At 61.8% G+C, this 26,525-nt stretch carries 24 protein-coding genes; 17 read left to right on the forward strand and 7 right to left on the reverse strand.

From position 1 onward, the window contains the following. Positions 1-59: 59 nt before the first annotated feature. Genes KF821_10160 through KF821_10190 form a run of 7 tightly spaced genes read left to right on the forward strand, consistent with a single transcriptional unit; the run spans position 60 to position 6,027 of the window. Positions 60-2,414 (forward strand): DUF4040 domain-containing protein, encoded by a 2,355-nt coding sequence (locus KF821_10160; GenBank protein ID MBX3006172.1) that lies wholly within the window; start codon positions 60-62, stop codon positions 2,412-2,414. Beyond that, positions 2,407-2,838 (forward strand): MnhB domain-containing protein, encoded by a 432-nt coding sequence (locus KF821_10165; GenBank protein ID MBX3006173.1) that lies wholly within the window; start codon positions 2,407-2,409, stop codon positions 2,836-2,838. The genes KF821_10160 and KF821_10165 overlap by 8 nt, the downstream gene beginning before the upstream one ends. Then, positions 2,835-3,296, forward strand: a complete 462-nt coding sequence (locus KF821_10170; protein MBX3006174.1) for an NADH-quinone oxidoreductase subunit K — start codon at positions 2,835-2,837, stop codon at positions 3,294-3,296. The genes KF821_10165 and KF821_10170 overlap by 4 nt, the downstream gene beginning before the upstream one ends. Then, positions 3,296-4,864, forward strand: coding sequence for a Na+/H+ antiporter subunit D (locus tag KF821_10175; protein MBX3006175.1), 1,569 nt, complete (start codon positions 3,296-3,298; stop codon positions 4,862-4,864). The genes KF821_10170 and KF821_10175 overlap by 1 nt, the downstream gene beginning before the upstream one ends. Then, on the forward strand, positions 4,864-5,385 hold the full coding sequence (locus KF821_10180; GenBank protein ID MBX3006176.1) for a Na+/H+ antiporter subunit E: 522 nt from the start codon (positions 4,864-4,866) through the stop codon (positions 5,383-5,385). Before KF821_10175 ends, KF821_10180 begins: the two co-directional genes overlap by 1 nt. Further along, positions 5,372-5,647 (forward strand): hypothetical protein, encoded by a 276-nt coding sequence (locus KF821_10185; GenBank protein ID MBX3006177.1) that lies wholly within the window; start codon positions 5,372-5,374, stop codon positions 5,645-5,647. The genes KF821_10180 and KF821_10185 overlap by 14 nt, the downstream gene beginning before the upstream one ends. 14 nt (positions 5,648-5,661) lie before the next feature. Continuing rightward, the gene (locus KF821_10190) at positions 5,662-6,027 is read left to right on the forward strand and encodes a monovalent cation/H(+) antiporter subunit G (GenBank protein ID MBX3006178.1); all 366 of its coding nucleotides are present in this window, start codon (positions 5,662-5,664) and stop codon (positions 6,025-6,027) included. Between the two features lie 11 nt (positions 6,028-6,038). Here the strand turns inward: KF821_10190 and folD are convergent, their stop codons facing one another. From folD to gyrB, 3 genes are all read right to left on the reverse strand, one after another. Then, on the reverse strand, positions 6,039-6,917 hold the full coding sequence (gene folD, locus KF821_10195) for a bifunctional methylenetetrahydrofolate dehydrogenase/methenyltetrahydrofolate cyclohydrolase FolD (protein MBX3006179.1): 879 nt from the start codon (positions 6,915-6,917) through the stop codon (positions 6,039-6,041). Positions 6,918-7,161: 244 nt separating this feature from the next. Then, on the reverse strand, positions 7,162-7,542 hold the full coding sequence (locus KF821_10200) for a VOC family protein (protein ID MBX3006180.1): 381 nt from the start codon (positions 7,540-7,542) through the stop codon (positions 7,162-7,164). A gap of 22 nt (positions 7,543-7,564) precedes the next feature. Next, a complete protein-coding gene (gyrB, locus tag KF821_10205; protein ID MBX3006181.1) occupies positions 7,565-9,487 on the reverse strand; it encodes a DNA topoisomerase (ATP-hydrolyzing) subunit B in 1,923 nt (640 codons plus the stop codon). A 405-nt stretch (positions 9,488-9,892) separates the two neighbouring features. Between gyrB and KF821_10210 the strand changes: the two genes are divergently transcribed. The 5 genes from KF821_10210 to KF821_10230 all read left to right on the forward strand — a co-directional run bounded on the left by KF821_10210 (position 9,893) and on the right by KF821_10230 (position 15,462). Further along, positions 9,893-11,107 carry a branched-chain amino acid ABC transporter substrate-binding protein gene (locus KF821_10210; GenBank protein MBX3006182.1) on the forward strand — a complete coding sequence of 405 codons (1,215 nt, stop codon included), beginning with the start codon at positions 9,893-9,895 and terminating at the stop codon, positions 11,105-11,107. 88 nt (positions 11,108-11,195) lie between these two features. Beyond that, the gene (locus KF821_10215; GenBank protein ID MBX3006183.1) at positions 11,196-12,257 is read left to right on the forward strand and encodes a branched-chain amino acid ABC transporter permease; all 1,062 of its coding nucleotides are present in this window, start codon (positions 11,196-11,198) and stop codon (positions 12,255-12,257) included. A gap of 8 nt (positions 12,258-12,265) precedes the next feature. Then, positions 12,266-13,912 carry a hypothetical protein gene (locus KF821_10220; protein MBX3006184.1) on the forward strand — a complete coding sequence of 549 codons (1,647 nt, stop codon included), beginning with the start codon at positions 12,266-12,268 and terminating at the stop codon, positions 13,910-13,912. Between the two features lie 27 nt (positions 13,913-13,939). Continuing rightward, positions 13,940-14,737 carry an ABC transporter ATP-binding protein gene (locus KF821_10225; GenBank protein ID MBX3006185.1) on the forward strand — a complete coding sequence of 266 codons (798 nt, stop codon included), beginning with the start codon at positions 13,940-13,942 and terminating at the stop codon, positions 14,735-14,737. Between the two features lie 11 nt (positions 14,738-14,748). Beyond that, entirely contained in the window at positions 14,749-15,462 is a 714-nt protein-coding gene (locus KF821_10230) for an ABC transporter ATP-binding protein (protein ID MBX3006186.1), read from the forward strand. Positions 15,463-15,563: 101 nt separating this feature from the next. Here the strand turns inward: KF821_10230 and KF821_10235 are convergent, their stop codons facing one another. The 4 genes from KF821_10235 to KF821_10250 form a co-directional block, all read right to left on the reverse strand. Continuing rightward, the gene (locus KF821_10235) at positions 15,564-17,492 is read right to left on the reverse strand and encodes an amidohydrolase family protein (protein ID MBX3006187.1); all 1,929 of its coding nucleotides are present in this window, start codon (positions 17,490-17,492) and stop codon (positions 15,564-15,566) included. 112 nt (positions 17,493-17,604) lie between these two features. Continuing rightward, the gene (locus KF821_10240; GenBank protein MBX3006188.1) at positions 17,605-18,768 is read right to left on the reverse strand and encodes a CinA family nicotinamide mononucleotide deamidase-related protein; all 1,164 of its coding nucleotides are present in this window, start codon (positions 18,766-18,768) and stop codon (positions 17,605-17,607) included. Positions 18,769-18,973: 205 nt separating this feature from the next. Next, positions 18,974-20,125, reverse strand: coding sequence for an FAD-binding oxidoreductase (locus KF821_10245; protein ID MBX3006189.1), 1,152 nt, complete (start codon positions 20,123-20,125; stop codon positions 18,974-18,976). A gap of 22 nt (positions 20,126-20,147) precedes the next feature. Beyond that, the gene (locus tag KF821_10250) at positions 20,148-21,140 is read right to left on the reverse strand and encodes a hypothetical protein (GenBank protein ID MBX3006190.1); all 993 of its coding nucleotides are present in this window, start codon (positions 21,138-21,140) and stop codon (positions 20,148-20,150) included. Positions 21,141-21,457: 317 nt separating this feature from the next. Between KF821_10250 and KF821_10255 the strand changes: the two genes are divergently transcribed. Genes KF821_10255 through KF821_10275 form a run of 5 tightly spaced genes read left to right on the forward strand, consistent with a single transcriptional unit; the run spans position 21,458 to position 26,441 of the window. Beyond that, complete coding sequence (locus tag KF821_10255; protein MBX3006191.1) at positions 21,458-23,227, forward strand: PQQ-binding-like beta-propeller repeat protein; 1,770 nt, start codon at positions 21,458-21,460, stop codon at positions 23,225-23,227. Positions 23,228-23,240: 13 nt separating this feature from the next. Next, positions 23,241-24,143 carry a serine/threonine-protein phosphatase gene (locus tag KF821_10260; GenBank protein MBX3006192.1) on the forward strand — a complete coding sequence of 301 codons (903 nt, stop codon included), beginning with the start codon at positions 23,241-23,243 and terminating at the stop codon, positions 24,141-24,143. Between the two features lie 51 nt (positions 24,144-24,194). Continuing rightward, positions 24,195-25,691, forward strand: coding sequence for a VWA domain-containing protein (locus tag KF821_10265; protein ID MBX3006193.1), 1,497 nt, complete (start codon positions 24,195-24,197; stop codon positions 25,689-25,691). Then, the gene (locus KF821_10270; protein ID MBX3006194.1) at positions 25,688-26,197 is read left to right on the forward strand and encodes an FHA domain-containing protein; all 510 of its coding nucleotides are present in this window, start codon (positions 25,688-25,690) and stop codon (positions 26,195-26,197) included. The genes KF821_10265 and KF821_10270 overlap by 4 nt, the downstream gene beginning before the upstream one ends. 1 nt (position 26,198) lies before the next feature. Then, positions 26,199-26,441: a hypothetical protein gene (locus KF821_10275; GenBank protein MBX3006195.1), complete on the forward strand. Its 243-nt coding sequence runs from the start codon at positions 26,199-26,201 to the stop codon at positions 26,439-26,441. Positions 26,442-26,525 lie beyond the last annotated feature (84 nt).

Raw genomic sequence — 26,525 nt, forward strand, 5'->3', positions numbered from 1 at the left:
TTGTTTAGTTGTAGGCTAAATGGGACGGGCAACCCTGCGAGTTACTTTGCGAGTTATTTATGCTGACACCTTTTCTTCTCTTACTTTTGTTGAGCGGCCCGGCGCTGTGGCTGCTACGCCCGCATCGCTGGGGGCACGCTGGCTGGTTGGCGGCGCTCAGCCCGGCGCTGGTCACCGGCTGGCTACTGACGCAGTTAGGCGCAGTGGGGAACGGCCAGGTTCTGACCGAGCAACGCGTATGGTCAGATGCCTTTGGCCTGGCGCTGGACCTGCGCCTGGATGGGCTGGGCTTGTTCTTTGGCCTCATCGTGGCGGGCATCGGCACGGCGATTGCCGTGTATGCCGGTTACTACTTTGAGAAGAACTCACGCCTGGGCTACTTCTACGCCCTGCTGTTCACCTTCATGACCAGTATGCTGGGGCTGGTGTGGGCAGATAACTTGCTGGCCTTGTTTGTATTTTGGGAGGGCACCAGCATCACCAGCTATTTGCTGATCTCCTTCAAGCTGACCGATAAGAACGCCCTCGAAGGCGCACGTCGCGCGTTCGTAGTGACGGGCATGGGCGCGCTGGCGATGCTGGGCGGTTTTGTGCTGCTGGGCCAAATGGCCGGCACATATTCCATTAGCGGGCTGCTGGCTCTGCCGGCCGCCACGCTGACGCAGCACGCGCTGTTCACGCCCATGCTGGTGCTGGTGCTCTTGGGCGCATTTACAAAATCAGCCCAGTTCCCATTTCACTTCTGGCTGCCCGGCGCCATGGCTGCGCCTACGCCGGCCAGCGCCTATTTGCATTCAGCCACGATGGTGAAGGCGGGCGTGTATCTGCTGGCACGCCTGCACCCGGCCTTCGCCGAGAGCCCGCTGTGGTTCTGGGCGTTGTTTGTCGTGGGCGGGCTGACCATGCTGGTGGGTGCGGTGATCGCACTGCGCCACTATGACCTCAAAGCCATTCTGGCCTATGCCACCGTCAGCCAGCTTGGCGTGCTGGTGATGCTACTGGCGTTCAATACTAAGGTGGCCGTCACCGCCGCCGTGGTGGGCATTCTGGCGCATGCACTGTACAAGGGTCCGCTGTTCATGGTGGCGGGCATCGTAGACCACGCCACGGGCACGCGCGACATTCGCAAGCTGGCCGGGCTGGCGCGCAGCCTGCCGCTGGTAGGCGCGGCGGCGATCTTGGCGGGCGTCTCGATGGCCGGCATCATCCCCACCTTTGGCTTTGTGGCCAAAGAGTTGCTGCTGGAGAATTTCTTTGCCCTTATCGAAGCCGGGCAAAGCCAACTGGGCTGGATCGGCCTGGTGGCGGTCGTGCTCACCGGCGCGCTGTTTGTAGCCTATAGCTTGATCTTGCTGTGGGAAGCGTTCCTGCGGCGCAGCTCACCGCTGAAGCAGGCCACGGTGCACCACGCGCCATCGACGCTGTTTGTGCTGCCGGTGCTGGCGCTCACCATCGTGGGCGCGCTGATTCCGTTCTTCTTCTCAGCCATTGAGGGCGCGCTGTTCGGCTCGGCGGGCAGCGCCATCCTGGGCGCAACGCTGGAGCCGCATCTGGCGCTGTGGCACGGCTGGACGCCGATCTTCCTCACCAGCCTGCTGGCGATTGCGCTGGGCGCACTGGTCTTTACGCAGCGCGAGGGCATCCGCAAGCTGTTTGCTAAAGCCCCCGAGTTTAAAGGACAGACAGTCTTTGACAGCGCGGTGGACGCGCTGTATGGCGTGGCGCGCTGGAGCACGCGCACGGTGCAAGGCTCCAGCTTCCCCACCCAGATCAGCATTCCGCTATTGGCGGCGGCTGGTTTCGCCGCCTTTGCGCTACGCCACAACTTCATTGCAGATCTACGCGTAGACTGGAGTGCCGTACCTACTTTCTACGAGGTCGTGCTACCGCTGCTGGCAGTGGTGGCGGCGCTGGCGATCGCCCGCGCCCAAAGCCGCCTGAGCGCCATCATCAGCCTGGGTCTGGTGGGCAGCGTGGTAATGCTCATCTATGTGTTCTTCTCGGCGCCGGATCTGGCGCTGACCCAATTCCTGGTGGAAGTGCTCACCCTGGTGCTGCTGGTGTTCGTGTTCTACCGCATCCCCAACCACGCCTACCCCAAGCCGCCCAAGCACCGTTCCTTGAAGTATCTGCTAATCAGCCTGGTGGTGGGCGCCTGGGGCTTTAGCATGGCGCTGCTAGCGGCGGGGGAACCACTGGCACAAAGCATCAGTGAATACTTCTCGCTGAACGCCACCGCGGCCCACGGCGGCAACATCGTCAACGTAATCCTGGTGGATTTCCGCGGCTTTGATACGCTGGGCGAGATCAGCGTGATGGTGGTGGCGGCGCTGGGTGGCTACGCCCTGCTGCGCGCCTCGCGCCTGCGCCCGGTGAAGCCTGACAAGAAATACAAGGAGCCTCCGCATGCCTGAGCTGTATCTGGCCCTTCTCGATCGCATCCTTACCCCGGTGCTGCTACTGCTGGCGGTGATCTTCTTGCTGGCCGGCCACAACGCGCCCGGCGGTGGCTTCATTGCCGGGTTGGTGGTGGCCAGCGCCTTCCTGATGCAAATCCTGGCGCGCGGTGATGCGTTCGTGCGCCGCCTGATCGGCCCGTACCTGCAGCCGCTGATGGGCGCCGGGTTGCTGATCGCCGCGGCATCCTCACTGGCTGGCATCGGGCGCTATGGCCAATTCTTTGAAGGGGTGTGGTGGCAACTGCAGCTGGGCGGCCGGGCCTGGGAATTTGGCTCGCCGGCCCTGTTTGACATTGGCGTCTTCCTGGTGGTGAGCACCTTCGTCACCTCATACCTACTCGAGCTCAGCCGCCCGGCCAAAGAAGGAGGCCGCAAATGATTGCTTTGGTCTTTGCCGGGTTGGTGGCGGTGCTGATGGCCAGCGCCACCTACCTGATCTTGCAGCGCCACGCGGTGCGCATGGTGCTCGGCCTGGGCTTGTTCACCCACGCGGTCAACCTGTTGCTGTTTGGTACCAGCGTCAGCCACCGCGGCCTGCCGCCGATCATCGCCGACAAGGCGGCCTTCAACGGCGACATCAGCCAGTTTGTCGACCCGCTGCCGCAGGCCTTGATCCTGACTGCCATCGTGATCAGCTTTGGCATCGTGGCCTTCCTGATCGCCCTGCTGCATCGCCGCAATTCCTTGGAAGCCATTGGGGAAAGTTGTACTGACCGTCGCAATGACCCGTTCGCCAAGCAAGCCCCCGCCACGCTGGAACGCGAGGAAGAAGATTACGAATGGTTGGAAGATGTGGTGCTGCTGAAACAGCTAGATAAGCCCAAAGGGAGGCGCTGATGGATTTCTACGCCAACTGGTTGGCTGCCCCCATTCTGGTGCCACTGGTCTTCGCGGCCAGCGCGCTGCTGGTGGCCAGGCGGGTGACGCTGCGCCAGATCCGGGTGCAACGCAGCCTGGCGCTAGTGGCCAGCCTGTTGAACCTGGCGGTAGCACTGCTCCTGCTGTATCACACGCTGCAAGGGCAACGCATGGTGCTGTATGCCGGTGCCTGGCAGGCGCCCTTTGGCATCACGCTGGTGGCGGATGCCTTCAGCGCGATCATGCTGGCGCTCACCGCGCTGCTGGGGGTGGCGGTTGTGCTGTATGCGATGGGCACGCTCGACCAGCGCCAAGGGTTGAACTTTTACCCCTTGCTGCTCTTTCTGCTGATGGGCGTCAATGGGGCCTTTCTGGCCGGCGATCTGTTCAATCTGTACGTATTTTTTGAAGTCTTGCTGATGGCAAGCTTCGTGCTGCTCAGCCTCGGCGGCCGCCCCAGCCAGGTCAACGGTGGCCTGCGTTACGTGGTGCTCAACCTGATCGCCTCGACCCTGTTCCTCACCGCGGCCGGCGTGGTCTACGGCACGCTAGGCACGCTGAACCTGGCGCAGTTGGCCGAGCGCATGGCGCTGGCGCCGCAATCGCTGCGCATTGTGCTGGCCGGCATACTGCTGCTGGCTTTCGGCAGCAAAGCAGGCTTGTTCCCGCTGTTCTTCTGGTTGCCGGCCAGCTACCACACGCCGCATCCGGCGGTGACGGCGATCTTCGGCGGCCTGTTGACCAAAGTAGGCATCTATGCGCTGTTCCGCATCTTTCCGCTGCTATTCCCGGAGTTACTGAGCAGTTGGCAGCCGCTGCTGCTGACCGTGGCCGCGCTCACGATGCTGACCGGAGTTTTCGGCGCCATGGCGGTCACCACCATACGGCGCGTGCTCAGTTTTCATGTCATCAGCCAAGTCGGTTACATGGTGATGGGCCTCGGGTTGGTGGCCAGTGGTAACCAGCTGGCGCTGGGCTTCGGCCTGGCGGCAGGCATCTTCTATATCATCCACCACATGATCGTGAAGACCGCGCTGCTGATGGCGGGCGGCGCCGCCGAGCTGACCATGGGCACCGGGCGGCTGGAGCCGGGCTATCTGGGCGGGCTGGCCAAGCGCGCCCCGGCCCTGGCGGTGCTGTTTTTCGTGGCAGCCTTCTCGCTGGCCGGCATCCCGCCCTCCAGTGGCTTCGTCAGCAAGCTGGGCTTGCTGCAAGCCGCGCTGGACGCGGGGCAATGGCCCATCGCCGGCGTGAGCCTGGTGGTGAGCCTGCTGACGCTGATGAGCATGCTGCGCCTGTGGCAGAAGGGCTTCGCCGGGCCAGCCAAGAGCGATACCTTCCCGCTGCGCACGCCGCAGCCGCGCCTGACCCTGGCGCCGATCGCGCTGCTGGTGTTGGCCAGCCTGGCGATCGGCATCTTCAGCGCCCCGGTGTTCGGCTGGGCGCAGACTGCCGCTGCCCAGGTGCTGGACCGTGAAGGCTATATCCGCGCAGTGGCACCGCGCGCAGACATACCCCGCCTGTGGGCACCTGGGGAGGAACACTGATGGCGCAAAGCAACGAGAATAAACAACTGATTGGCCTGCTGATCGTCAACGCCTGCCTGGCGATCTTTTGGTATATCTTCTTCCCCGGTGATGAAGCCAGAAACCTGCTGCTGGGTTTCGCGGTGGGCGCGCTGGCCCTCTCGATCTACCATCGCGGGTATGGGCTACGCATCTGGTGGCTGCTCTCCTACCTGGCGTTTGTCGCGTGGGAGATCGTGCTGAGCAACGCCAAGCTGACCTGGTGGATCCTGCACCCCAAGCTGGAGTTCCACCCTGGCATTGTGGCGGTGCCGCTCACTCTGGACAGCGACTTTGAGATCACCGTACTGGTGACGATGATCACGCTGACCCCAGGCACGGTGAGCGTGGACCTGCGCAAGGACCGGCGCGGCCGCGATGTGGTCTACATCCATAGCTTTTTTGTCAAAGACGCCGATTCGTTTCGGCATGAGATCAAAGAGACGTTTGAACGCAGACTATCGTTGGTGACGCGTGGAGGGTGGCAGCATGAACTGGTTTGATATTGGCATTGAAGTATTGCTAGTGATCCTGACCTTGTCATTCGTGCTCGGTTTCATGCGCCTGATCAAGGGGCCGGATGTGCCCAACCGCGCCCTGGCCTTCGATCTCATCGCGCTGCAAGCCGTGGGCATGGTGGCGCTGATCGCCATTCGCCATGAGGCGCCGATGCTGCTGGATATTGTGATGGTGGCGGCGGTGTTGGGCTTCCTCGGCACGGTGCTGCTGGCGCGCTATCTGGAAGACGCCCGCGACGGCGAATAGCATCCGAGGTAACTATGCAAACACACGAAATCATCATCTTGCTGGTGGCCAGCATCGGGGCGCTGATCATGCTGATCAGTAGCATTGGCGTGCTGACCTTGCCCGATGTGTTCATGCGCATGCACGCCTTCGGCAAGGCGGGCACTTTGGGCATCAGCGGCCTGATCCTGGCGGCAGGCATGTACTATCCGGAGTATCGGGCACGCATGGTGGTATTGATCCTGCTGTTCTTCATCACCGGGCCGATTGCCAGCACCGCCCTGTCGCGGGCGGCTTACCGCGTAGCCAGCCCGAGCACCAAGCTGGCGCTGGAGTTCAACGAGATGGAAAGCGGGCCACGCCGGGCGCGCAAAACCGCCAAAAAGAAAAAGAGCCGCTAGCGGCTCTTTTTTTATGGCTGCACTTCGGCGGCGTGCAAGGTGTTTTGCAGCAACATGGCAATCGTCAGCGGGCCGACCCCACCAGGCACTGGCGTGATCACGCCGGCACGCTCAGCGGCCTCGCCATAGGCTACATCACCGACGATGCGGCTGCCCTGCTTGGCGGTCGGGTCGCTGATGCGATTGACGCCGACATCGATCACCGTGGCGCCGGGCTTGATCCAATCGCCGCGCACCAGCTCCGGCACGCCGACGGCCGCCACGAGCACATCGGCTTGGCGGCACACGGCGGGCAGATCACGCGTGCGGGAGTGGGCGATGGTGACGGTGGCATCGGCGCGCACGAGCAGTAGCGAGAGCGGCATGCCCACGATGTTGGAGCGGCCGAGCACTATGGCATTGGCGCCAGCCAGGGGCACATTGGCAACTTGCAGCAGGTGCATGACGCCAGCCGGCGTGCAGGGGACGAAGCGCGGCGCCCGGCCTTTCTGCGCCAGCAGGCCAACGTTTTCAGGGTGCAGACAATCCACATCTTTGCGCACATCGATCGCGGAGAGGACTGCCAATGCATCAATGTGCGCCGGCAGCGGCAACTGCACCAGGATGCCGTGTACATCGGCGCGCTGGTTGAGCTCGGCTACCAGGGCGAGCAGCTCGGCCTGGCTGGTGCTGGCGGGCAACTGGTAGCCGAAGGACGCCAGGCCAGCCTGCTGGCAGGCCGTGTGCTTGCTGCGCACGTAGATCGCCGAGGCCGGATCATCGCCCACCAGCACGGTGGCGAGGCCGGGCTGGGCAGCGCCAGCGGCGATGTGGGCGGCTACGCGGGCGGCGATCTCGCTGCGTAGCTGCGCAGCGATGGCCTTGCCGTCGAGGATGGTGGCGGGAGACATGGGAAGGATTATAGATTGGGAAACGGTTAATCAGTTAATCGATTAGTCGATTAGTCAACTACTAGTCGGCTAGTCGACTGGGTCGGTGGGTCTGAAGCAAGGATACATTGCTAGCCACAATGAACAGATTGAGCAGAGGGGATGATTTGGCAAGCTGTATCAAAGGGCTGGTACGGTGTGCTGCGGGCGGGTCAGAGGACCCGCTCCTAAACAAACAGCGCCGCAATTGCGGCGCTGTTTGTCTTTAGCCCATCTTGGTGCTGAGTGACCACAGATTGCCACAGGGGTCGGTGAAGGTGCCGCGGCGATCGGCCTCGCCCTCGTTCTGCATGGGCGGGTGCACTTCTACGCCGCCGGCGGCCAGGCTGCTGGCAAAGGCAGCATCCACATCGGCCAGGTAGAGGTGCATAACGCTCTTGACGGCGGGGTACTGCTCGCTGGCATCAGCGAGCATGAGCACAGTGTCGCCCACTTGCATCTCGGCGTGCATCACGCGGCCCTCATGCTCGTAGGACTGGATGCGGGTGGCGCCCAGCGCCTTCTCGAGGAACTCCATCAGGCGGTTGGCACTTTCGACAATGAGATAGGGCGAAAGGTCATTGTAGTTGCTGGGTTTGTAGGGCATGGCACTCCTTAGGCGTTTGGGGTTAGGCGTCCAGGTTTTGCACTTCCTTGGCATGCGTCTGAATGAAGCGTTTGCGCGGGGCAACTTCGTCACCCATCAACATGGAGAACACCCGGTCAGCCTCGGCGGCATCTTCGATGGTGACTTTGAGCAGGCTGCGGTTCTCCGGATCCATCGTGGTGCTCCACAGTTGTTCCGCGTTCATTTCACCGAGACCCTTGTAGCGCTGCACGCTGGCCTTCTCGGCTTTATCGCCCAGGCTCTTTAGCACCTGGTTACGTTCCTTCTCGGTGAAGACCCAGCTCACGGATTTGCCACTGGTGACGGAATACAGCGGGGGTTGGGCGATGTAGAGATAGCCACTGGTGATCAACGGCTCCATGTAGCGGAAGAAGAAGGTGAGCAGCAGGGTGCGGATGTGACTGCCGTCGACATCGGCATCGGTCATGATGACGACGTGGTGATAGCGCAGCCCGGTGAGGCTGAAGTTCTCGCCGATGCCGGTGCCGAGGGCGGAGATCAGCGCCTTGACTTCGTTGTTGCCGAGGATCTTATCGAGGCGGGCACGTTCGGTGTTGAGGATCTTGCCGCGCAAGGGCAGGATGGCCTGGAAGTGGCGATCGCGGCCTTGCTTGGCGGAGCCACCGGCCGAGTCACCCTCTACGATGTAGAGCTCGCTCTTTTCGGGGGCACGTTCGGAGCAATCGGCCAGCTTGCCGGGCAGGGTCATGCTCTCCAGGGCCGATTTGCGGATGACGAGATCGCGCGCTTTGCGGGCGGCGTCACGGGCGCGGGCCGAGGTGAGACACTTGGACACAATCGCGCGGGCGCCCGAAGGATTCTGCTCGAGGAACTCGGCAAAGTGTTCGTTGACCACCTGAGCGACATAGGTCTGCACCTCAGGGTTCATCAGCTTGACTTTGGTCTGGCTCTCGAACTGCGGGTCAGGCACTTTGACGCTGACGATGGCGGTGAGGCCCTCGCGAGTGTCATCACCGCTGAAGTTGGGATCGCTGTCCTTCAGCAAGCCATTCTTGCGGGCATAGTCGTTGATGGTGCGCGTGATCGCCGAGCGCAGGCCGGTCATGTGCGTACCGCCATCCACCGTGTTGATGGTGTTGGCGAAGGCCATCACCGATTCGGTGTAGGCATCGGTGAACTGGATGGCGACATCCACGATGACGCCGTCCACCTCCTGCTCGCGGTAGAACACCGGGTGCAGCGCCTCGCGCTCGCGGTTCATGTAGCGCACGAAAGAGGTGACGCCGCCTTCAAAGTAGAAGGTCATTTCACGGTTGTCACGCTCGTCGAGCAGCTTGATGGTGATGCCCTTGGTGACGAAGGCCATTTCGCGGAAACGCTGCATCAGCGTATCGAAGCGATAGTCCAGGTCACCCTTGAAGAGGATCGGGTCAAACTTAAAGGTAATGCGCGTGCCGGTGCCCTCGCCGGGTTTGAGCTTGCGCACGACCTTGACCGGGCCAGTGGGGATGCCGCGCTCGTAGCGCTGCTTGTGCACCGCGCCGTCACGGCTGATCTCGGCTTCGCACCACTCGGAGACGGCGTTGACCGCCGAGACGCCCACGCCGTGCAGACCGCCGGAGACTTTGTAGGCGCCGCCGCCGAACTTGCCGCCGGCGTGCAGCATGGTCATCACCACTTCCAGGGCCGATTTCTTGGCAGTCTTGTGCTGGTCCACCGGGATGCCGCGACCGTTGTCGTACACGGTGACGCTGCTGTCTTTGTGGATGGTGACCTCGATACGGTCACACACGCCGGCCATGGCTTCATCTATAGCGTTATCCACCACCTCGTAGACGATGTGGTGCAGGGCTTTGATATCGGTACCGCCGATATACATACCCGGGCGGCGGCGGACGGCCTCCAGGCCTTCGAGGACCTGAATGTTTTCAGCTTGATAGGACTTGGCTTGATTCTCTGCCACTTAAAAACCTCCGAAAATCACTGTGTCCCTAGATTAAAAACACCTTGCCGGTGTTGTGCTGTAGAAACGCCCCCTCAATTGGCAAGGAAAATGGATCTAATGGACTCTATGTTCTATTTTACCATGTGGAGATTAAGCGCAATGAAGTGCAAGACGGTTAGTTTTTTATTGGTGCGAAACGCATTGCTGCTTGACCGTGCCTAGACACCTATGTACAATGAATATCCACAATTAGTCACAAATGAGTTGTGAGTTTAATAGCTATGACCATAGAGGTGCGAACGCACCTCTATCCATAGAATACAACATCGGAGGTGTAAACAAGAACGAAATTGAAAACCACACTGTTTTGCTTTCCTAGGAAAACAAAAGTACTCTCAACAACTCTATTGGAGGAGAAAAAGAATGTCGAAGCGTTTTCTGGCTTTGATCGCCATTTTGGTTGCCGGCCTGGTGCTGGCGGCTTGTGGTGGCGGCGCAGCCTCTGCCTTTGAATGTACGGACGAAATCGGTTGTGTGGAAGTGGCTGCGGGTGCCCCCATTCGCATTGCTTCCGCCCTGGTGATTTCCGGTGCCAACGCCGACCTGGGTCTGGACTCCCAGCACGGTGTCGAGATTGCTATTCAGTTTAAGGGCGATGTGCTCGGCCACGCGGTTGAGCTGCAGGCCGAAGATGACGGCTGCTCCGCTGAAGGCGGTCAGACCGCTGGTCAGAAGATCGTGTCTGACCCCAGCATCGTTGCCATCATCGGTACCAGCTGCTCCGGCGCTGGTGTTCCTCTGGCGCAGATTGCCTCTGACGCCGGTTACGTCGTTGTTTCCCCGTCCAACACCTCCCCGGCTCTGACCGACCCGAACGGTGCTTGGAAGCCTGGTTACCTGCGCACTGCCCACAACGACAACGTTCAGGGCGCTGCCATGGCTGACTATGTGTACAACACCCTGGGCCTGACCACGGCCGCCGCCATTCATGACGGTGACCCGTACACCGAGGGTCTGGCCAACGCCTTCCGCGTGGCCTTCGAGGAAATGGGCGGCACGATGGTGGCCTTCACCGCGGTAAACGTGGGTGACACCGACATGCGCCCGGTACTGACCTCCATCGCGGCTAGCGAAGGTGGTGCTCCTGGCTTCCTGTTCTTCCCGGTCTTCACCGCTGAGTGCGCCCACCTGGCCACCCAGTCGCTGGAAGTAGCCGGCCTGGAGAACACGGCCCGTGGTGCGGCTGACGGCTGCTTCTCGGCCGCCGCGGCTGAGGCGATTGGTTCCTCCACCGCCAACCTGTACATCTCCGGCCCGGATCTGGCCTTCTCTGGCGACACGTACACCAAGTTCGCTGAGGCCTACCAGACCAACTTCGGTTCCGCCCCGATCTCCGTCTTCCATGCTCATGCGTTCGACGCCACCAACATGGTGTTCGCCTGCATTGAGAAGGTTGCCAAGGAGAGCGACGGCGCCCTGTTGATCGGCCGCCAGGACATGCGTGACTGCCTGTATGCCACCAAGGACTTCGCGGGCATCACCGGCAACCTGACCTGCAATGAGTACGGTGACTGCGCTGACGCCAAGATCGCTGTGTACGAGATCCAGAACGGCGACTACGTTGCCATCTGGCCGTAAGCCGCAGCGTTCGTAGCAGAACATTGCTTTAACAAAAGGCCCAGGGCGCAAGCCCTGGGCCTCTAGCACCTACGCCGGAGCCATACGCATGAGAGACCGCCTTGCAAAACTCAACTTGATCGACCTGTTCTTATGGGTTGCGCGCGCTGCCATTCTGGTGGTGATTTTGGTGGGCACGATCAAGACCATCATCAGCAACCCCTACTCCCTTCGCAACTGGGAAGACTTCATTATCTTTGGCATTGCGCAAGGCAGCATGTATGCGCTGATCGCCATTGGTTACACGCTGGTATACGGCGTGCTGCAAATGATCAACTTTGCACACGGTGAATTTTTTATGTCAGGCATCTTTGCTTCCACCTCTGCCGTGGCCATTCCTCTGGCCCGCTCGGGATACCTGGCCTCCCACCCCATTCCAAGTCTGCTGCTGATCGCACTGACGTCTATTCTTATCTCGGTGGGAATTGCGCTGCTGACGGAACGCATTGCGTACCGCCCGCTGCGCTATGCACCGCGCCTGATGCCGCTGATCACGGCGATCGGTGCTTCATTCTTCTGGCAATACTACTTCCGCGGCCTGTTTGGCTCGCAAGTTATTCCTTTCCCTGACATTCCGCAGTTGCAGGGCACTGTGTCCTTCCTGCATACCCAAGTGCTGAAGACGCATATCCTGGTGATCTTTGTGACCATGGTGGTGTTGGTGGCGCTGAACTTCTTCATCAGCAGCACCCGCCCCGGCAAGGCGATCCGCGCCGTGGCCGAGAACAAAGACGTGGCCGCGCTGATGGGCATCAACGTAGACCGCACGATCAGCCTGACCTTCGCCACCGGCGCGGCGATGGCCGGTGTGGCGGGCATGTTGTATGCGCTGGTGTTCCAGCAAGTGCATTTCTTCATGGGCTTTATCCCCGGCATCAAAGCCTTTACGGCAGCGGTGCTGGGCGGCATTGGCAGCATCCCCGGCGCCGCTGTGGGTGGCTTGTTCCTGGGCTTGTTCGAATCGCTCGGCCCCAGCCTGTTCCTGCAAAGCCTGGGCATTCCGGCCTTCAACCAGCTCAAGGATGTGATCGCCTTCACCATGTTGGTGTTGGTGCTCATCTTCCGCCCGCAAGGTATTGTGGGTGAGCGTCTGAAAGAAAAGAAAGCGTAGAGGTTGCAATGAGTCTTTTTACTGACCTCGACCTGCGTAAGACTGCAATGAAATGGCTGGTGGCCAGCCTGATCACGCTCAGTGTGAGCGCCATCGGTATGGTAGAGCTCTTCGGCGAGCGCTTTGTGATCACAGGCCTGTTCACCATGGCGCAAATCCTGTTCCTGGGCCCCACGGCGGTGTTTGCTTACCGTGCCGTGCAAGAGACCCCTCAAGCCAAGCAGTGGCTGGGCATGCTCAAAGCCCTGCTGATTGGCCTGGGCGTCGGCCTGGCGATGGTGGCGTTGGTATGGCTGGCACAGAACATGGATGTGCGCAGCGTGTTCATCAACGTGTCCCCGAAGCTAATCAATATCCTGACCTTTAGTGGCAGCAGCAGCCTGACTTTGCTGCTGGCCCTGACGGGCGCCGGCCTGGCTGGCGGCGCCTTGGCGCTGATGCCAGCCAACCTGCGCACGGCGCTGCTGGCTGGCGGCGGGCTGACGGTGCTGATCGGCCTGCTATCTGAGATTTTGTCTGAGCGTCTGCGTGCACTCTTTAGCAGCCAGTTGAGCAGCGCCATCTTTGCTTCCAAGGCGCTGCAACTGGTGCCGGCCATCGTGCTGTTTGTGCTGATTACCGCGTTCGTGTACCTGCGCTCGATTGGCCGCATCAAGCCCGTGGGCATTCGCTTGCCGGCCGGCCGCGAGAGCCTGGTGCGCACGGCGCTGATCAGCGGCTTGCTGCTGGTGCTGCCGATGCTGCTGGGCAGCTACCTGACGGAAGTGACCAACAATATCGGCCTGTTCTTCCTGATGGGCCTGGGCCTCAATATCGTGGTGGGCCTGGCAGGCTTGCTGGACCTGGGCTATGTGGCTTTCTTCGCCATCGGTGCCTATACGATGGCGGCGCTGACCTCCACCGGTTCGCTCGGCTTGGCCGGGCTGTCCTTCTGGGTGGCGCTGCCGATCTGTGTGGCCGTGGCCGCTACGGCGGGCTTCATCCTGGGCATGCCCGTGCTGCGCATGCGTGGCGACTACCTGGCCATCGTGACGCTGGGCTTCGGTGAGATCATCCGCATCCTGGCGCTGTCTGACTTGATGAAGCCGTACATCGGCGGCGCGCAAGGCATCCTGAACATCCCCAAGCCCATGGTGGGTGAGCTGGCCTTGATCCGCCCCGAGCATATGTACTATGTCATCCTTATCGGCGTCGCGGTGGCAATGTTCATGTCCATCCGTGTGCGCGAATCGCAGATCGGCCGCCGTTGGATGGCGATGCGCGAGGACGAGGATGTGGCCGAGGCGATGGGTATCAACCTGGTGAGCACCAAGCTGCTTGCCTTTACCATCGGCGCGGGTTTCTCGGGTTTGGCGGGGGCCATCTTCGCCTCCAAGCTGGGTTCGATCTTCCCGCACAGTTTCAACTTGCTCATCTCCATCAACGTGTTGAGCCTGATCATCGTGGGTGGCCTCGGCAGCATTCCGGGCACCCTGGCGGGCGCCATCATTCTGGTGGGCCTGCCGGAGCTGCTGCGTGAATTCGCTGAGTTCCGCTGGCTGGCCTACGGTGTGCTGCTGGTGGTGATGATGCTCAACCGGCCAGAGGGCTTTATCCCCTCAGAGACCATTCGACGTGAGCTGCACAGCGGCGATGAAGCTGAGCAGGCAGGCTAGCCAGTTGGCGAGAAACGGACGACAACCATGACAAACATCCTGTCTGCAAAAAACGTATCCAAAATCTTTGGTGGCCTGGTGGCGGTTAACAGCCTGAGCCTGGACATCAAAGAGCACAGCATCAGCTCGGTGATCGGCCCCAACGGTGCCGGCAAGACCACGTTCTTTAACTGCGTCACCGGCTTCTACAAGATCGATCAGGGCGAGATCCTCTTCAATGGCGAACCGACGCACAACCTGCGCCCGGATGAGATCACGCGGGTGGGCATGGCACGCACCTACCAGAACATCCGCTTGTTTTCCAACATGACTTCGCTGGAGAACATTCTGGTGGGCGAACATGTGCATCTGCACACGAACCTGGTGGATGCCGTGCTGCACACCAAGCGCTTCAAAGACGAAGAGGCCGCCGCGGAAGAAGAGGCCAAGCGCCTGCTGAACTTCGTAGGCCTCAAAGGCCTGGGCGACTCGCTGGCGCGCAACCTGCCTTACGGCGCTCAGCGCCGCCTGGAAATTGCACGTGCGCTGGCCACCCAGCCCAAGATGCTGCTGCTCGACGAGCCGACGGCGGGTATGAACCCCAACGAAACCGCCGACCTGACCAAGTTCATTCTGGAGTTGCGTGACACGCTGGGCATCACCGTGATGCTGATCGAACACGATATGCGCGTGGTGATGGGCATCAGCGAGCAGATCACGGTGCTGGACTACGGTGCCAAGATCGCCGAAGGCAAGCCCAAAGACATCCAGAGCAACCCACAGGTGATCGAAGCGTACCTGGGCAGCGGCGCGGCCTCCGGGCTTAAGACCGCCAAGGCGAAATAAGGAGCAGCCCCATGGCCATGCTTGAAGTTTCCAACATTCACACATACTACGACAAGATCCACGCGCTCAAGGGCATTTCGCTCTCGGTGGAAGAGGGCGAGATCGTGACCCTGATCGGCGGTAACGGTGCGGGCAAAACCACCACGCTACGCACGATCAGCGGGCTGCTGAAGCCGCGCGAAGGCAACGTAAAACTGAACGGCGAAGACCTGGCCAAGTACCCGGCCCACCAACTGGTCTACAAGGGCATCTCGATGGTGCCCGAAGGCCGCGGTGTGTTCGCCAAGCTGACGGTAGAAGAGAACATCGAAATGGGCGCCTATATCGACAACGATAAGGCGCGCATTGAGCGCAACAAAGAAAGCGCCTTTACGCGCTTTCCGCGCCTGAAGGAGCGCCGCAAGCAGGTGGCCGGCACGCTCTCCGGCGGCGAGCAGCAAATGCTGGCGATCGCCCGGGCGCTGATGGCGCAGCCCAAGCTGCTGCTGCTCGACGAGCCTTCGATGGGCCTGGCGCCGATCCTGGTGGACGGCATCTTCGACACCATCAAAGAGATCAACCAGGATGGCACCACCGTGCTGCTGGTGGAGCAAAACGCCAGCATGGCGCTGGCGATCGCCCACCGCGGCTATGTGCTGCAGACCGGTGAGATCGTGCTGACCGACAAGGCCGACAAACTGGCCAAGAACGAAACAGTGCAGAAGGCCTACCTGGGTATTGACTAAATACGCAGCCTGCGGCTGCATTTAAGCCGCCTTCGGCGGCTAGCGATGACAACACAAAAGAGCGCAGCCAATGGCTGCGCTCTTTTTGTTTTAGGCTAGGGTTACCCTTGGGTCATCTTGAGGTAATCGCGTGGCTCGGCGGTGTCTGTAGACAGGCCAAGCAACTGGGCCAGCTCAACGATGAGCTTGGCCTTGGCATCCGCATCGCGCTGGCTCCAGGTGCGGCTCTTGATCTCTACGAAGCTGCCCAGGGCCGGCGTGTCCATGCGGTCTACGTTGACGTAGAAATCGGTGTCGCGGAAGCGTACCAGCCAGCGGCGGCGGTCCTTCTCGACCTCGACCTCACGTTCGGGTTGGAAGTATTCACGGTAGAAGCGCAAGCTTTGGTCCGCCGGTGCCAGGTAGCGGCTGCGTGAGAGCACCACCTCGCTGGGCAGATCCCGCTCGTGCGAGTCACCGATCAGGGTCAGGCGATAGCGCGAGTGGTCAGGCTGGCCGTTCTCCTTGAGGAAGACGTCTTCACGATAGCGCAGGATGTACTTCTCATCCGAGGGGAAGATGAAATAGCTGTCGTACTCGTGATAGTGGCGTTGGTACACGATCTTGATCTCGGGATGCTGCAGGGCGGCCACCACGGGCTCGGGGTCTTCCACCGGCACTTTGAGTTGCGCCTCGAAGCTCTCTTCCTGCGTGGCACCACCGATGGCGATGAGCTTGGTGAGCACGGACTTCTCACGGGCGATGAGGAATTTGTCAATCTTCTTGGCCAGCTCGCCAGCCTGTTCGAGCAACGCAGTCTCATCCAGCGTGGTGAGCTGCTTGCTCTGCATGAGCCACTTGCCGTTGACCATGACATCGGTCACATCTGTGGACTTGGCGGCATAGACGATCTGCGAATAGGTGCTGTTGGGGTCTCGGCTGAAGTGCGGCGAGGCGTGCAGGGTGTCAATATCCACCACGATGAGGTCAGCACGCTTGCCGGGCTCCAGCGAACCGGTGATGTCGCCGATATGCATGGCCTGCGCGCCGAGGCGGGTAGCCATGAGCAGCGCAGTCTGCGCGGGCAGCACAGTGGGGTCACTCTCGCGCAGCTTGGCGAGGAAGGCGGCCAGGCGCACTTCCTCAAACATGTCGAGGTCGTTATTGGAGGCGGGGCCATCGGTGCCGATACCGACGTTGAGGCCGGCGCGCAGCATCTCATTGACCGGCGCAGCGCCGGAGGCCAGCTTCATGTTGGACGAAGGGTTGTGCGAGACGCCTACGTTGTAGTGGGCGAAGGTGTTGATCTCACCTTTGTCGAGGTGCACACAGTGGGCGGCGAGTACTTTGGCGTCAAAGAGATTCTGCTTCTTGACGTAAGGCACAACCGGCATACCCCATTCTTTGCGGGCGTTCTCGACCTCGAAGGAGGTCTCGGCAATGTGGGTGTGCAGGGGCACATCAAACTCCACCGCCAGGGCAGCGGAGGCGCGCAAGAGCTCCTCGGTGCTGCTGTAAGGCGCGTGCGGCGAGACAGCGGGCACGATGAGCGGATGGCCCTTCCATTTTTGGATGAATTCACGCGTGTACGCCAGCGACTCTTCGTAGAACTTGGCGTCTGGCGTGGGGAACTTCATGATGGTCTGCCCGCACACGGCGCGCATGCCGGCGGCGGCGGCCGCTTCGGCCACGGTGGACTCGTAGTAGTACATGTCGGCGAAGCTGGTGATGCCGGAGCGGATGTATTCGGCGCAGCCGATGGAGGTGCCGAGGTGCACAAAGTCAGGCGTGACGAATTCGCGCTCCACCGGGATCATGAAGCCCATCAGCCACACATCCAAGCGCAGGTCATCCGCCAGGCCGCGCAGCAGAGTCATGGGCACGTGCGTGTGGGCGTTGACCAGGCCGGGCATCACCACTTTACCGCGGCAATCCAGTTTGTCTGCGGATTCGTACTCTTTCAGGATTTCATCTTCCGGCCCGGCGGCCAGAATGCTGTCACCGAGGATGGCGACGGCGCCCTTGGGGAATTGGTGCATCTCCTCATTCATGGTGAGGACGTGGGCGTTAGTAAGGATTAGGTCTGCTTTAGTAGCCAATCATTTCCCTTTCGATAATCTTGCCAAGCGAGGCAAGCCAATAAGTGCTTGAAATTAAATTGGCCTAGTTTACCTCATCCAGCAGCTTGCGCCGCAGGAAAGACAGCGCCAGGCTGGTGGCCCAGCCAGCGGCCTGGGTGGTGTGGCCGCCGTAGGGGAAGGCGACATGGTGTGAAATTTTGAGGCCAGTGATGAAGATTTCCAGCTCGTGGCTGCCGTCTTTGGTGGCGCGCAGCTCAACCGCCAGCACCAGATCGGCGCGCACTTTGGAGGCGTACTCTGTGGCAGCCAGCTTGAGCGGCTCAGTGCGCAGCGTGGCATGCAGCACCTCGCCACCAACGAAGGCGTTGCCCTCGCCGGTGAAGGCTTTGACGATGGCGCCATTGAGCCCCTTCTCCAGTACGGCGATGGTTTGCTTGCGCTGGGCCACTTCACGCAATACGGCGCGAGCGAGGGTCTCTTCGTCTACGCCGTGCACCCAGTCACCCAGGCGCTGGCGCACTTCGGCCTCGAGGGTGTCCAGCATCTCGGCGGCCTGCTCGGCGCTCTCGGCCTTGGCGGTGAGGCGCACGTCTACGCTGCCGGCATGGGCCGCCAAGCCCACGGTGGGATTGGTCTGGCGCTCCAGGTCAGCCAGGTGTTGATCGATCTGCGATTCGGGCACGCCGGCGGTGTGCAGCACGCGCGCACGGATGACACCAGTGAGGCCGAAGCGTTCTTTGAAGTAGGGCAGGATGCCGTGCTCGTAGAGGTAGCGCATTTCGCTGGGCACACCGGGCACGGCGATGACCACTTTGCCGTTATGTTCCACCAGCACGCCGGGGGCGCTGCCCACGGCGTTCTCCAGGCTGCGGCCGCCCACGGGCAGCTCGGCCTGGCGCTTGTTGTTCTCGCTGGGCGTGCGCTTCATGCGCGCAAAGCGCGCCTCGATTTGCTCCCACAGCTCGGGGCGGAATTCAAGCACAACGCCGAGGGCGCGGGCAATGCCTTCACGCGTGACATCGTCCACCGTGGGGCCGAGGCCGCCGGTGCACAGCAGGATGTCTGAGCGGCTGAGGCCGAGGGTCACGGCATCGGCAATACGCTGCTCATTGTCGCCCACGGTGGAGGTGTAATACAGGTCAATGCCGGCGTCACGCAGTTGGCGCGCCAAGTACTGGGTGTTGGTATCGGTGATTTCACCGAGCAGCAGCTCGGTACCGATGGTAAGGATTTCTGCGGAGGGCATAGCACTATCCTAATCGAGAAACTGTGGGGAATTTGTAAGCTTTAGTATTGCAAACCAACATCACCGTCTTTGCGAGGCGCAGGCTTGCCTGCGCACGAAGCAATCCCCACGCTTGAATACAAATTGACTTGGGGATTGCTTCGTCAATTAGGAGCTGCACTTCGTGCAGCTCCTAATCTCCTCGCAAAGACAGTCATGCGCTTCCCTAGACGACGTTGTACTCTTTGAGCGAGTCGCCACTGAAGCGGTCGAGGGTTAGTGCGGACACATCCACCGAGGTGGCGGCACCATCCAGCATGATCTCGGTCATCAGCTTGCCGGCAATCGGGCCGTGCATGAAGCCGTGGCCAGAGAAACCACCCACGAGGTAGAAGCCCTGTACTGGCGTTGCGCCGAAGATAGGATGGGCGTCCGGCGTGACTTCGTAGAGGCCCGCCCAATGGCTGGCCAAGCCGGCCTGCTCCAAGAGCGGTAAACGCGCTACGCCATTTTCCATGTGCACCAGTTCCCATTCGGGGTCCACGTTCTGGTCAAAGCCCGGGGCCTGGTCAGGATTGGACATGCCGGTAAGCAAGCCTTCGCCCTCACGATGGAAATACAGCGACTTGGCAAAATCGATCACGAAGGGAAAATCAGCGGGGATGCCGGCCAGCGGCGTGGTGGTGACGATCTGGCGGCGCACCGGGATGATCGGAATGTCTACGCCGGCCATCTTGCCGATGGGCGCGGCCCACGGGCCGGCGGCGTTGAGCACCAACGGGGCCGCGATGCTGCCCTGGTTGGTGTGCACGCCGGTGATGGCACCACCCTCGACTTGCAGACCGGTGACCTCGATGTTGCCGAGGCAGGTAGCGCCCAGCTTGGTGGCGGCGTTGATGTAGCCCATCACCACGCTGTTGGGGTCGCACAGGCCATCAGCGGCGTTGTACGTGCCTTTGAGCACGTCATCCAGATTCATTTGCGGCAAGCGAGCGCGGATCTCATCACCGGAGAGCCATTGGGTGTCTACACCGAGGCTGTTTTGCAGGGCGACATTTTTTTTGAAGACGGCAATGTCCGCATCGTTGGTGAGCAGGAATAAATAGCCACACTTGCGGTAATCCACCTCCTGGCCGATCTCTTCCGGGAAGCGTTCCAGCATGGGTAGGCTGGCAAGGCTGAGGCGAATATTGACCTCGGTGCCGAACTGGTAGCGCACGCCGCCGGCGCAGCGGCCGGTAGCGCCCTGCCCGAAGAATTCATCCTTCTCGAGCAGCGCCACATCTTTGATGCCGCGCTGGGCGAGGTGATAGGCGGCCGAGGCGCCCATGACGCCACCGCCGATGATGACCACTGAAGCTGTTTTGGGAAGACTCAACGCATTCTCCTTGATGAAGCGGTTACCAGGCTACCTGGGTGCCAATGCCCAGTTTGCGGGCATTGGCAACGGCGACGCGGGCGGCCATGGCATCTTGCACGGCCACGCCCACAGATTTGAAGAAGGTGATCTGTTCGGCGGCGCTGCGCCCGGCCGCCTGGCCGTTGAGCACCGCGCCGATCTCGTGAATATCGTCAGCGGCCATCAGACCCTGTTGCAGGGTCATGGCAATCTCGCCACTCTCGGCCTGCGTGGCCGAGCGGCTGTCTACGGTGACGTACGCACGCGATACCAGCTCACTGGGCACCTCTATCGCATCGGCGGTATAGGAGCCGGCGGCGTTGATGTGCGTGCCGGGGCGCACATCGGCGGCGGCGAAGACGGGTGTGGGGCTGGTGGTGGCAGTGCTGATAATGTCGGCGTTGGCGGCCGCCTCTTGCGGGCTGGCGGCGGCACGCAAGTCTTTGGGAATGCGCCCCACCCCGGCCATCTCGGCGATGAAGGCGGCGGCCTGCTCCGGGTTGGGCGAATACACCCACGCGGTTTGGATATCGCGCACTTCGCAGGCGGCGGCCAACTGCGTGCGGGCCTGCACGCCAGCGCCGAAGACCGCTACCGTGCACGCATCCGGGCGGGCGAGCACATCCGTGGCGGCGCCGCAGCCGGCGCCGGTGCGGATGGCGGTGACCGCCGCGCCTTCGAGGATGGCTTGCAGCGCGCCCGTCTCCGGATCGAAGGCCAGCACCACGGCGTTGATCAGCGGCAGGCCGCGGGATGGATTCTTGTTGAACAGCGAGACCAACTTGACGGCCAACGCCTGCTCTGCAACCGACGCACCGTCCACGAAGGCGGGCATGAGGATGCTCAGGCCCTCGTGCGGGGCCACGTTCAGGCGCGAGCGCAGCGGCACCTCGGCAGCGCCGCCAGACAGCGCGGCATAGGCCTGCTTCATGGCGGCGATGCACTCATGCATCGGCAGCGCCTGGCGGACTTCATTGGCGGTGAGGATCAGCATGGGGCAATTCTAAACCAGTGATGTATCAACTAACCCTCCCATTGAATTAACTCTTGGCGTACTGTTCACCTCCCCTATCCCAATGGAGAGTGAGGACTATACGCAAATCCATATCGGGGCGAGGGCAGCCAGCGCAGAACGGGGCTGAGGGCTATAATCGCTCACCAGGCCCACTGGGCCGAGGAGCGACCCTGAGCGAGGATCAACCCACCCGCAACCTGGATATTTCCGAGAACGCCAGCCGCCATAGCCAACTGCGTCAGGGGGAAGTGCTGCAGGAGCGCTACGAGATCCAGGAGATCGTAGGCATCGGCGGCATGGGCTCGGTGTACCGCGCCCGCGACAAGAACTTCAAGGCTATCCGCCTGGTGGCGATCAAGGAGATGATCAGCCAGGTGACCGATCCGCTGGTGCGCAAGAACATCTTCCAGATCTTCGAGCGCGAGGCCAACATCCTCGCCACGCTGCGCCACCCTTCCATTCCGCGCATCTACGATTACTTCACCATTGGCGAGCGCGCCTACCTGGTGCTGGAATTTATCCACGGCAAGAACCTGGAGCAGTTGCTCTCCGAAACCAGCGGCTTCTTTCCTGAAGAGCAAGTGCTCGCCTGGGCGGTGGAGCTGTGCGACGTGCTGGATTATCTGCACAGCCACAAACCGGAGCCGATCATCTTCCGGGACATCAAGCCCTCCAACATTATGAACACACTGCAGAACCATATTGCGCTGGTGGATTTTGGCATCGCCAAGGTGTTTGAGTCGGGCCAGAAGAACACGATGGTCGGCACGCAGGGCTACTCGCCGCCAGACCAGTACCGCGGTGAGGCCACGCCCAAGGTGGATATTTACGCCCTGGGCGCTACCTTGCACCATCTGCTGACGCTGCGCGACCCGCAACTGGAAGCGCCCTTCTCTTTCGGCGAACGCCTGATCGGCGAGATCAACCCCAACGTCAGCCGTGAGCTGGCCGCGGTGGTGGAACGCGCTCTGGAGTACAAGCCGGAAGACCGCTACGACAGCGCCATTGAAATGAAGGAAGCGCTGATCAATGTAGCGCGCAAGACCGGCACGCTGCTCAACCTGAGCATCCCCACGGCGGTGAGCGGCGGTATGCCCAGCCGCGGCGTGGGCGTCAAGCCGCTGTGGAGCTTTCAGGCCGAGGACGAGCTGCGCAGCTCCGCTAGCTATCATGACGGCACGCTCTACATTGGCTGCTACGACAACAACCTCTACGCGCTGGATGCCGCCAACGGCGAATTCAAGTGGAAGTACCCCACGGATGGCGGCATTGCCAGCAAGCCGGCCATCTTTGACAACAATATCTACTTCGGCTCTGAAGATAAGCGCCTGCATGTCATCTCCACCCGTTCCGGCAAAGTAGTATGGACGCACTACACGGATGGGCCGGTGCGCTCCTCGCCGCGCATTGCCGAGGGCCACGTATTCATCGGCTCAGACGACGGCAGCCTGCACGCGGTGAGCCTGAGCAGCGGGCGCCTGGCCTGGCGCTCCGAGGTCGGCTCGCCGGTGCGCTCCACGCCGTGGGTCGGCAACGAGCACATCTACTTTGGCTCCGAAGCGGGCGATTTCACCGCCACTGATTTCCGCGGCGACCCGAAGTGGCGCTTCAAGGCCAAACGCGCCATCACCTCCTCGCCCGTGCTGCAAGACGGCGTGGTGTATTTCAATTCGATGGACGGCACGCTCTACGCGCTGGACGCCAACTCCGGCTGGGCCGTGTGGCGCTTCCGCCTCGGCAAGGGCAGCATCTGCACCCCGGCCATCGCCGGCAACGTGCTCTACACCGGGGCGGCCGACCACATCATCTATGCAATTGACACGCGCTCGGCCAAAGAACTGTGGCGCTACACCACCGAACACCAGGTGAATGGCTCACCGATCGTGCATCGCGATGCGGTGTATTGCGGCTCGGTGGACGGCAGCCTGTACTGCCTCGACGCGGCCAGCGGGCGCCTGCGCTGGCGCTACCAGACCGAAGGGCCGATCACCGGCACGCCGGTAGCGCATGACGACATGATCTTTATTGGTTCCACTGATAAGCGCGTATATGCCTTCCTGGCATAGCAAAGAGACCTCAATGAATTTCTTCAAGAACCTCTTCCGCAAGAAAAAGCCCGTCTCCGCCCCGCTGCCCAGCAACGCCGCCACCGCCCCGTTGAGCGAGGCACAGGTGTGGGATCTGGCCAACGGCGAACGCGACGGCAAGTACATTCACCTGATCGCCGGTAGCGCCCTGGATCAGGGCCAGCGCCGCGAGAACAACGAAGATAGCTTGCTGTGCTTCAACGGCACCCTCGGGGCCGCCAACAGCAGCCTGCCGCTGGGCCTGTATGTGATTGCCGATGGCATGGGCGGCCACCGCAGCGGCGAAGTGGCCAGCGAGACGGCCGTGCGCGCCCTGGGCCAGTACCTGATGCAGCGCCTGTATAAGCCGCTGTTCGGGCCAGACCCGCAGCCCGCGGAAGAATCGCTGCGCGAGCTAATGGAAGGCGCCGTGAACGAAGCGCACCGCGCCGTCAAACGCGCCGCCCCCGGCGGCGGCTGCACACTCACCGCGGCGTTGGTGGTGGGCACTCAACTGGTCATCGCCCACCTGGGCGATAGCCGCGCCTACCTGGTGCATCGCGATGGGCGCATGCAGCAGCTTACCAACGATCACACCCTGGTGCGCCGCCTGCAGGAGATGGGCCAGCTCACCGAAGCCGAAGCGGCCGACCACCCGCAAAAATCGGTGCTCTACCGCGCCCTGGGCCAGGGCGATCTGGTGCAGGCGGATTTCTTCAGTGGCACCCTCTCCCCCAATAGTTTCTTGCTGCTGTGCTCAGACGGCTTGTGGGGCTATGTCGACGAAGACGACATCCAGACCATCGTCAACGCCACCGCCAGCCCCTACCTGGCCTGCCTGCACCTGGTGGAGACCGCCAACGCCGCCGGCGGGCCAGACAATATCTCCGTCGTGCTGGCGCGCCTCGTCCACTAGTACCCACGGCTGAGCGCAGGCGCCAGGGCTGCACTACAATACAGCCCAGCGATGGCTACCAGCTACCTGGATAATTACTATGCCCGCCTGGGCATCCCGCGCGATGCCAGCCAGGATGAGATCCAGCGCGCCTACCGCCGCGCCGCCCGCCAATTCCACCCCGATACCAACAAGCACACCGGCGCCAACGAGTTGTTCCTGCTGGTGCAGGAAGCTTTTGACACCCTGCAAGACCCACAAAAACGCCGTGAGTACGACGCCACGCTGCCGGAAGATATTGACGCGCCGCCCGCGCTGATGGTGAACGCGCTGTACAGCCGCCCGCAGATCACGCCGGATGAGCCCGGCCAGGTGATCTATGTCTTGCTTGACCTCAAACCCAGCGCCAGCGAAGAAGAGCGCCGCCGCAAACCGCCGCTCAACGTTGCCCTGGTGTTGGACGTATCCACTTCGATGGCCGGGGCGCGCCTCGGCCAGGTGGTCAAGGCGGCCAGCCAGTTCGTTGAGCAATTGGGCGAGCACGACATCCTATCGCTGGTCACCTTCAATGATCGCGCCCAGGTGGTCATCCCCGCCCAGCCCGGGCTGGATATCCAACGCCTGCTCTCACGGCTGAGCACCCTGCAAGCCAGCGGTGGCACCGAGATCTATCAGGGCCTCAAGGCCGGCCTGCGCGAAGTGCTGCGCCACCAGCGCGCCAGTGCCGTCAATCACATCGTGCTGATCACCGATGGGCGCACCTACGGAGACGAAGCCGCCAGCCTGGCGCTGGCCGCCGATGCCGCCCACCAGGGCATCCCGATCAGCGCCATCGGCATTGGCGATGCGTGGAACGAAGAATTCATCGATCAATTGGTGGCGCGCGCCGGCGGCAGCAGCATGTACGCCGACAAAAGCGCCGAGATTCACACGCTGCTGGAACGCCGCCTGCACACCCTCAGCCTGAGCTACGCCAACAACGTCAAGCTGAGCTACAGCAACACGCCGATGAGCCAGCTCAAGTATGTGTTTCGCCTCTCGCCGGATCTGGGCCCGGTGTCGCTGGAGCAGCCGATCTTCCTCGGCAACGTGCCCCAGAACGACAGCCTCAGCGTGCTCCTCGAGTTCGAGCTCGACAGCCGCGGCGCCGCAAGCGGCGAGCTTGTGCTGGCCGAGGGGCGCCTCAGCCTGGATGTGCCCAGCCGCCCCACGCCGTCCAACTCGGCGCGCTTCCGTTTGATGCGCCCGATCGCCGAACCGACCCAGCCCGAAGCGCCGCCGGCGACGCTGATCGGCGCGATTGGCAAGCTCTCGCTATACCGCATGCAGGAACACGCCCGCCAGGAACTGGAAAATGGCGACCCCGAAGGCGCCGCCAAGCGCATGCGCATGCTCGCCACCCGGCTGCTCTCGCAAGGCGAGCGCAGCCTGGCGCGCACGGTGCTGCTGGCCGCGGATGATTTAAAGGAGGGTGCCCCACTGGGTGAGAAAGAGGGAAAACAGATAAAATACGGCACACGCGCCCTGGTGGATGACTTTGAAGGGCGCAAGAAACGAGGCCAAGCGTGATCGTGGTATGCCAAGGGTGCGGCAAGCAGCAGGAACAGGAAGCGTTGTTCTGCCCGGATTGCGGCACCAAGCTGATTTCAGAAGAGGGCTTGCGCACCATGCCCATGGAAAGCAGCCTGGGCGGGCTCACCACAACCCGCCTGCAAACCAGCGGCACCCTGATGCGCCCCAACGGCCCGGCGCGCCTCAATCTGCACATTATTCGCACCGGCCAGATCCTGCCGCTGGCCGGCCCCGGCGAGTTTATCGTCGGGCGGGTCAGCTCCGGCCAATCGATCCTGCCGGATGTGGACCTGGAGCCGTACGCCGCCTATGAATCCGGCGTTTCGCGCCTGCACGCCCGCATTCGCATCCAGGCCGAGGAGATCCTGATCACCGATCTTGGCTCCGCCAACGGCACCCGCCTGAATAACGACAAGCTGGCCCCGCACCAGCCCTACTCCATCCAAAACAAGGATGTGCTGCGCTTTGGCCGCCTCAGCGTCCAGGCCCTCACCGGTGACTAAGATGCCGCATACTGTCCTGATCCATTTGCACAACGAAGACCCGGTGGTGGGCGAGATCGAAGAGCTGCCCGCGGCAGCGGATACGCTGCTGCGCGTGCAAAACCCACGCAAGCGCGACGGCAAAGATTTGCACTACTTGCAGAGCGATGTGACCACGGTGTTCTGGCCGTGGAGCCGCATCAGCTTTATCGAGATCCTGCCCACCGGCGGCGATGACGAGATCATTGGCTTTGTGAGGGAATAACCTAAATCCACAGATACACACAGATGCAAAAACAGATGTATCCGATGTATCGGTTTGAATATCTGCGTTCATCTGTGGATAATG

This window comes from Anaerolineales bacterium, assembly GCA_019637755.1.
Lineage (GTDB): Bacteria > Chloroflexota > Anaerolineae > Anaerolineales > UBA11579 > JAMCZK01.

Excerpts from the sequence above, each read along its gene's own strand:
- KF821_10220 (MBX3006184.1), top strand. The coding sequence starts at position 12,266 with ATGAGTCTTTTTACTGACCTCGACCTGCGTAAGACTGCAATGAAATGG.
- folD (MBX3006179.1), bottom strand. The coding sequence starts at position 6,917 with ATGTCTCCCGCCACCATCCTCGACGGCAAGGCCATCGCTGCGCAGCTA.
- KF821_10160 (MBX3006172.1), top strand. The coding sequence starts at position 60 with ATGCTGACACCTTTTCTTCTCTTACTTTTGTTGAGCGGCCCGGCGCTG.
- KF821_10210 (MBX3006182.1), top strand. The coding sequence starts at position 9,893 with ATGTCGAAGCGTTTTCTGGCTTTGATCGCCATTTTGGTTGCCGGCCTG.
- KF821_10230 (MBX3006186.1), top strand. The coding sequence starts at position 14,749 with ATGGCCATGCTTGAAGTTTCCAACATTCACACATACTACGACAAGATC.
- KF821_10200 (MBX3006180.1), bottom strand. The coding sequence starts at position 7,542 with ATGCCCTACAAACCCAGCAACTACAATGACCTTTCGCCCTATCTCATT.
- KF821_10170 (MBX3006174.1), top strand. The coding sequence starts at position 2,835 with ATGATTGCTTTGGTCTTTGCCGGGTTGGTGGCGGTGCTGATGGCCAGC.
- KF821_10240 (MBX3006188.1), bottom strand. The coding sequence starts at position 18,768 with ATGCCCTCCGCAGAAATCCTTACCATCGGTACCGAGCTGCTGCTCGGT.
- KF821_10250 (MBX3006190.1), bottom strand. The coding sequence starts at position 21,140 with ATGCTGATCCTCACCGCCAATGAAGTCCGCCAGGCGCTGCCGATGCAT.
- KF821_10215 (MBX3006183.1), top strand. The coding sequence starts at position 11,196 with ATGAGAGACCGCCTTGCAAAACTCAACTTGATCGACCTGTTCTTATGG.
- KF821_10260 (MBX3006192.1), top strand. The coding sequence starts at position 23,241 with ATGAATTTCTTCAAGAACCTCTTCCGCAAGAAAAAGCCCGTCTCCGCC.
- KF821_10235 (MBX3006187.1), bottom strand. The coding sequence starts at position 17,492 with ATGAATGAGGAGATGCACCAATTCCCCAAGGGCGCCGTCGCCATCCTC.
- KF821_10265 (MBX3006193.1), top strand. The coding sequence starts at position 24,195 with ATGGCTACCAGCTACCTGGATAATTACTATGCCCGCCTGGGCATCCCG.
- KF821_10180 (MBX3006176.1), top strand. The coding sequence starts at position 4,864 with ATGGCGCAAAGCAACGAGAATAAACAACTGATTGGCCTGCTGATCGTC.
- KF821_10275 (MBX3006195.1), top strand. The coding sequence starts at position 26,199 with ATGCCGCATACTGTCCTGATCCATTTGCACAACGAAGACCCGGTGGTG.
- KF821_10225 (MBX3006185.1), top strand. The coding sequence starts at position 13,940 with ATGACAAACATCCTGTCTGCAAAAAACGTATCCAAAATCTTTGGTGGC.
- KF821_10175 (MBX3006175.1), top strand. The coding sequence starts at position 3,296 with ATGGATTTCTACGCCAACTGGTTGGCTGCCCCCATTCTGGTGCCACTG.
- KF821_10185 (MBX3006177.1), top strand. The coding sequence starts at position 5,372 with ATGAACTGGTTTGATATTGGCATTGAAGTATTGCTAGTGATCCTGACC.
- KF821_10255 (MBX3006191.1), top strand. The coding sequence starts at position 21,458 with ATGGGCTCGGTGTACCGCGCCCGCGACAAGAACTTCAAGGCTATCCGC.
- KF821_10165 (MBX3006173.1), top strand. The coding sequence starts at position 2,407 with ATGCCTGAGCTGTATCTGGCCCTTCTCGATCGCATCCTTACCCCGGTG.
- KF821_10190 (MBX3006178.1), top strand. The coding sequence starts at position 5,662 with ATGCAAACACACGAAATCATCATCTTGCTGGTGGCCAGCATCGGGGCG.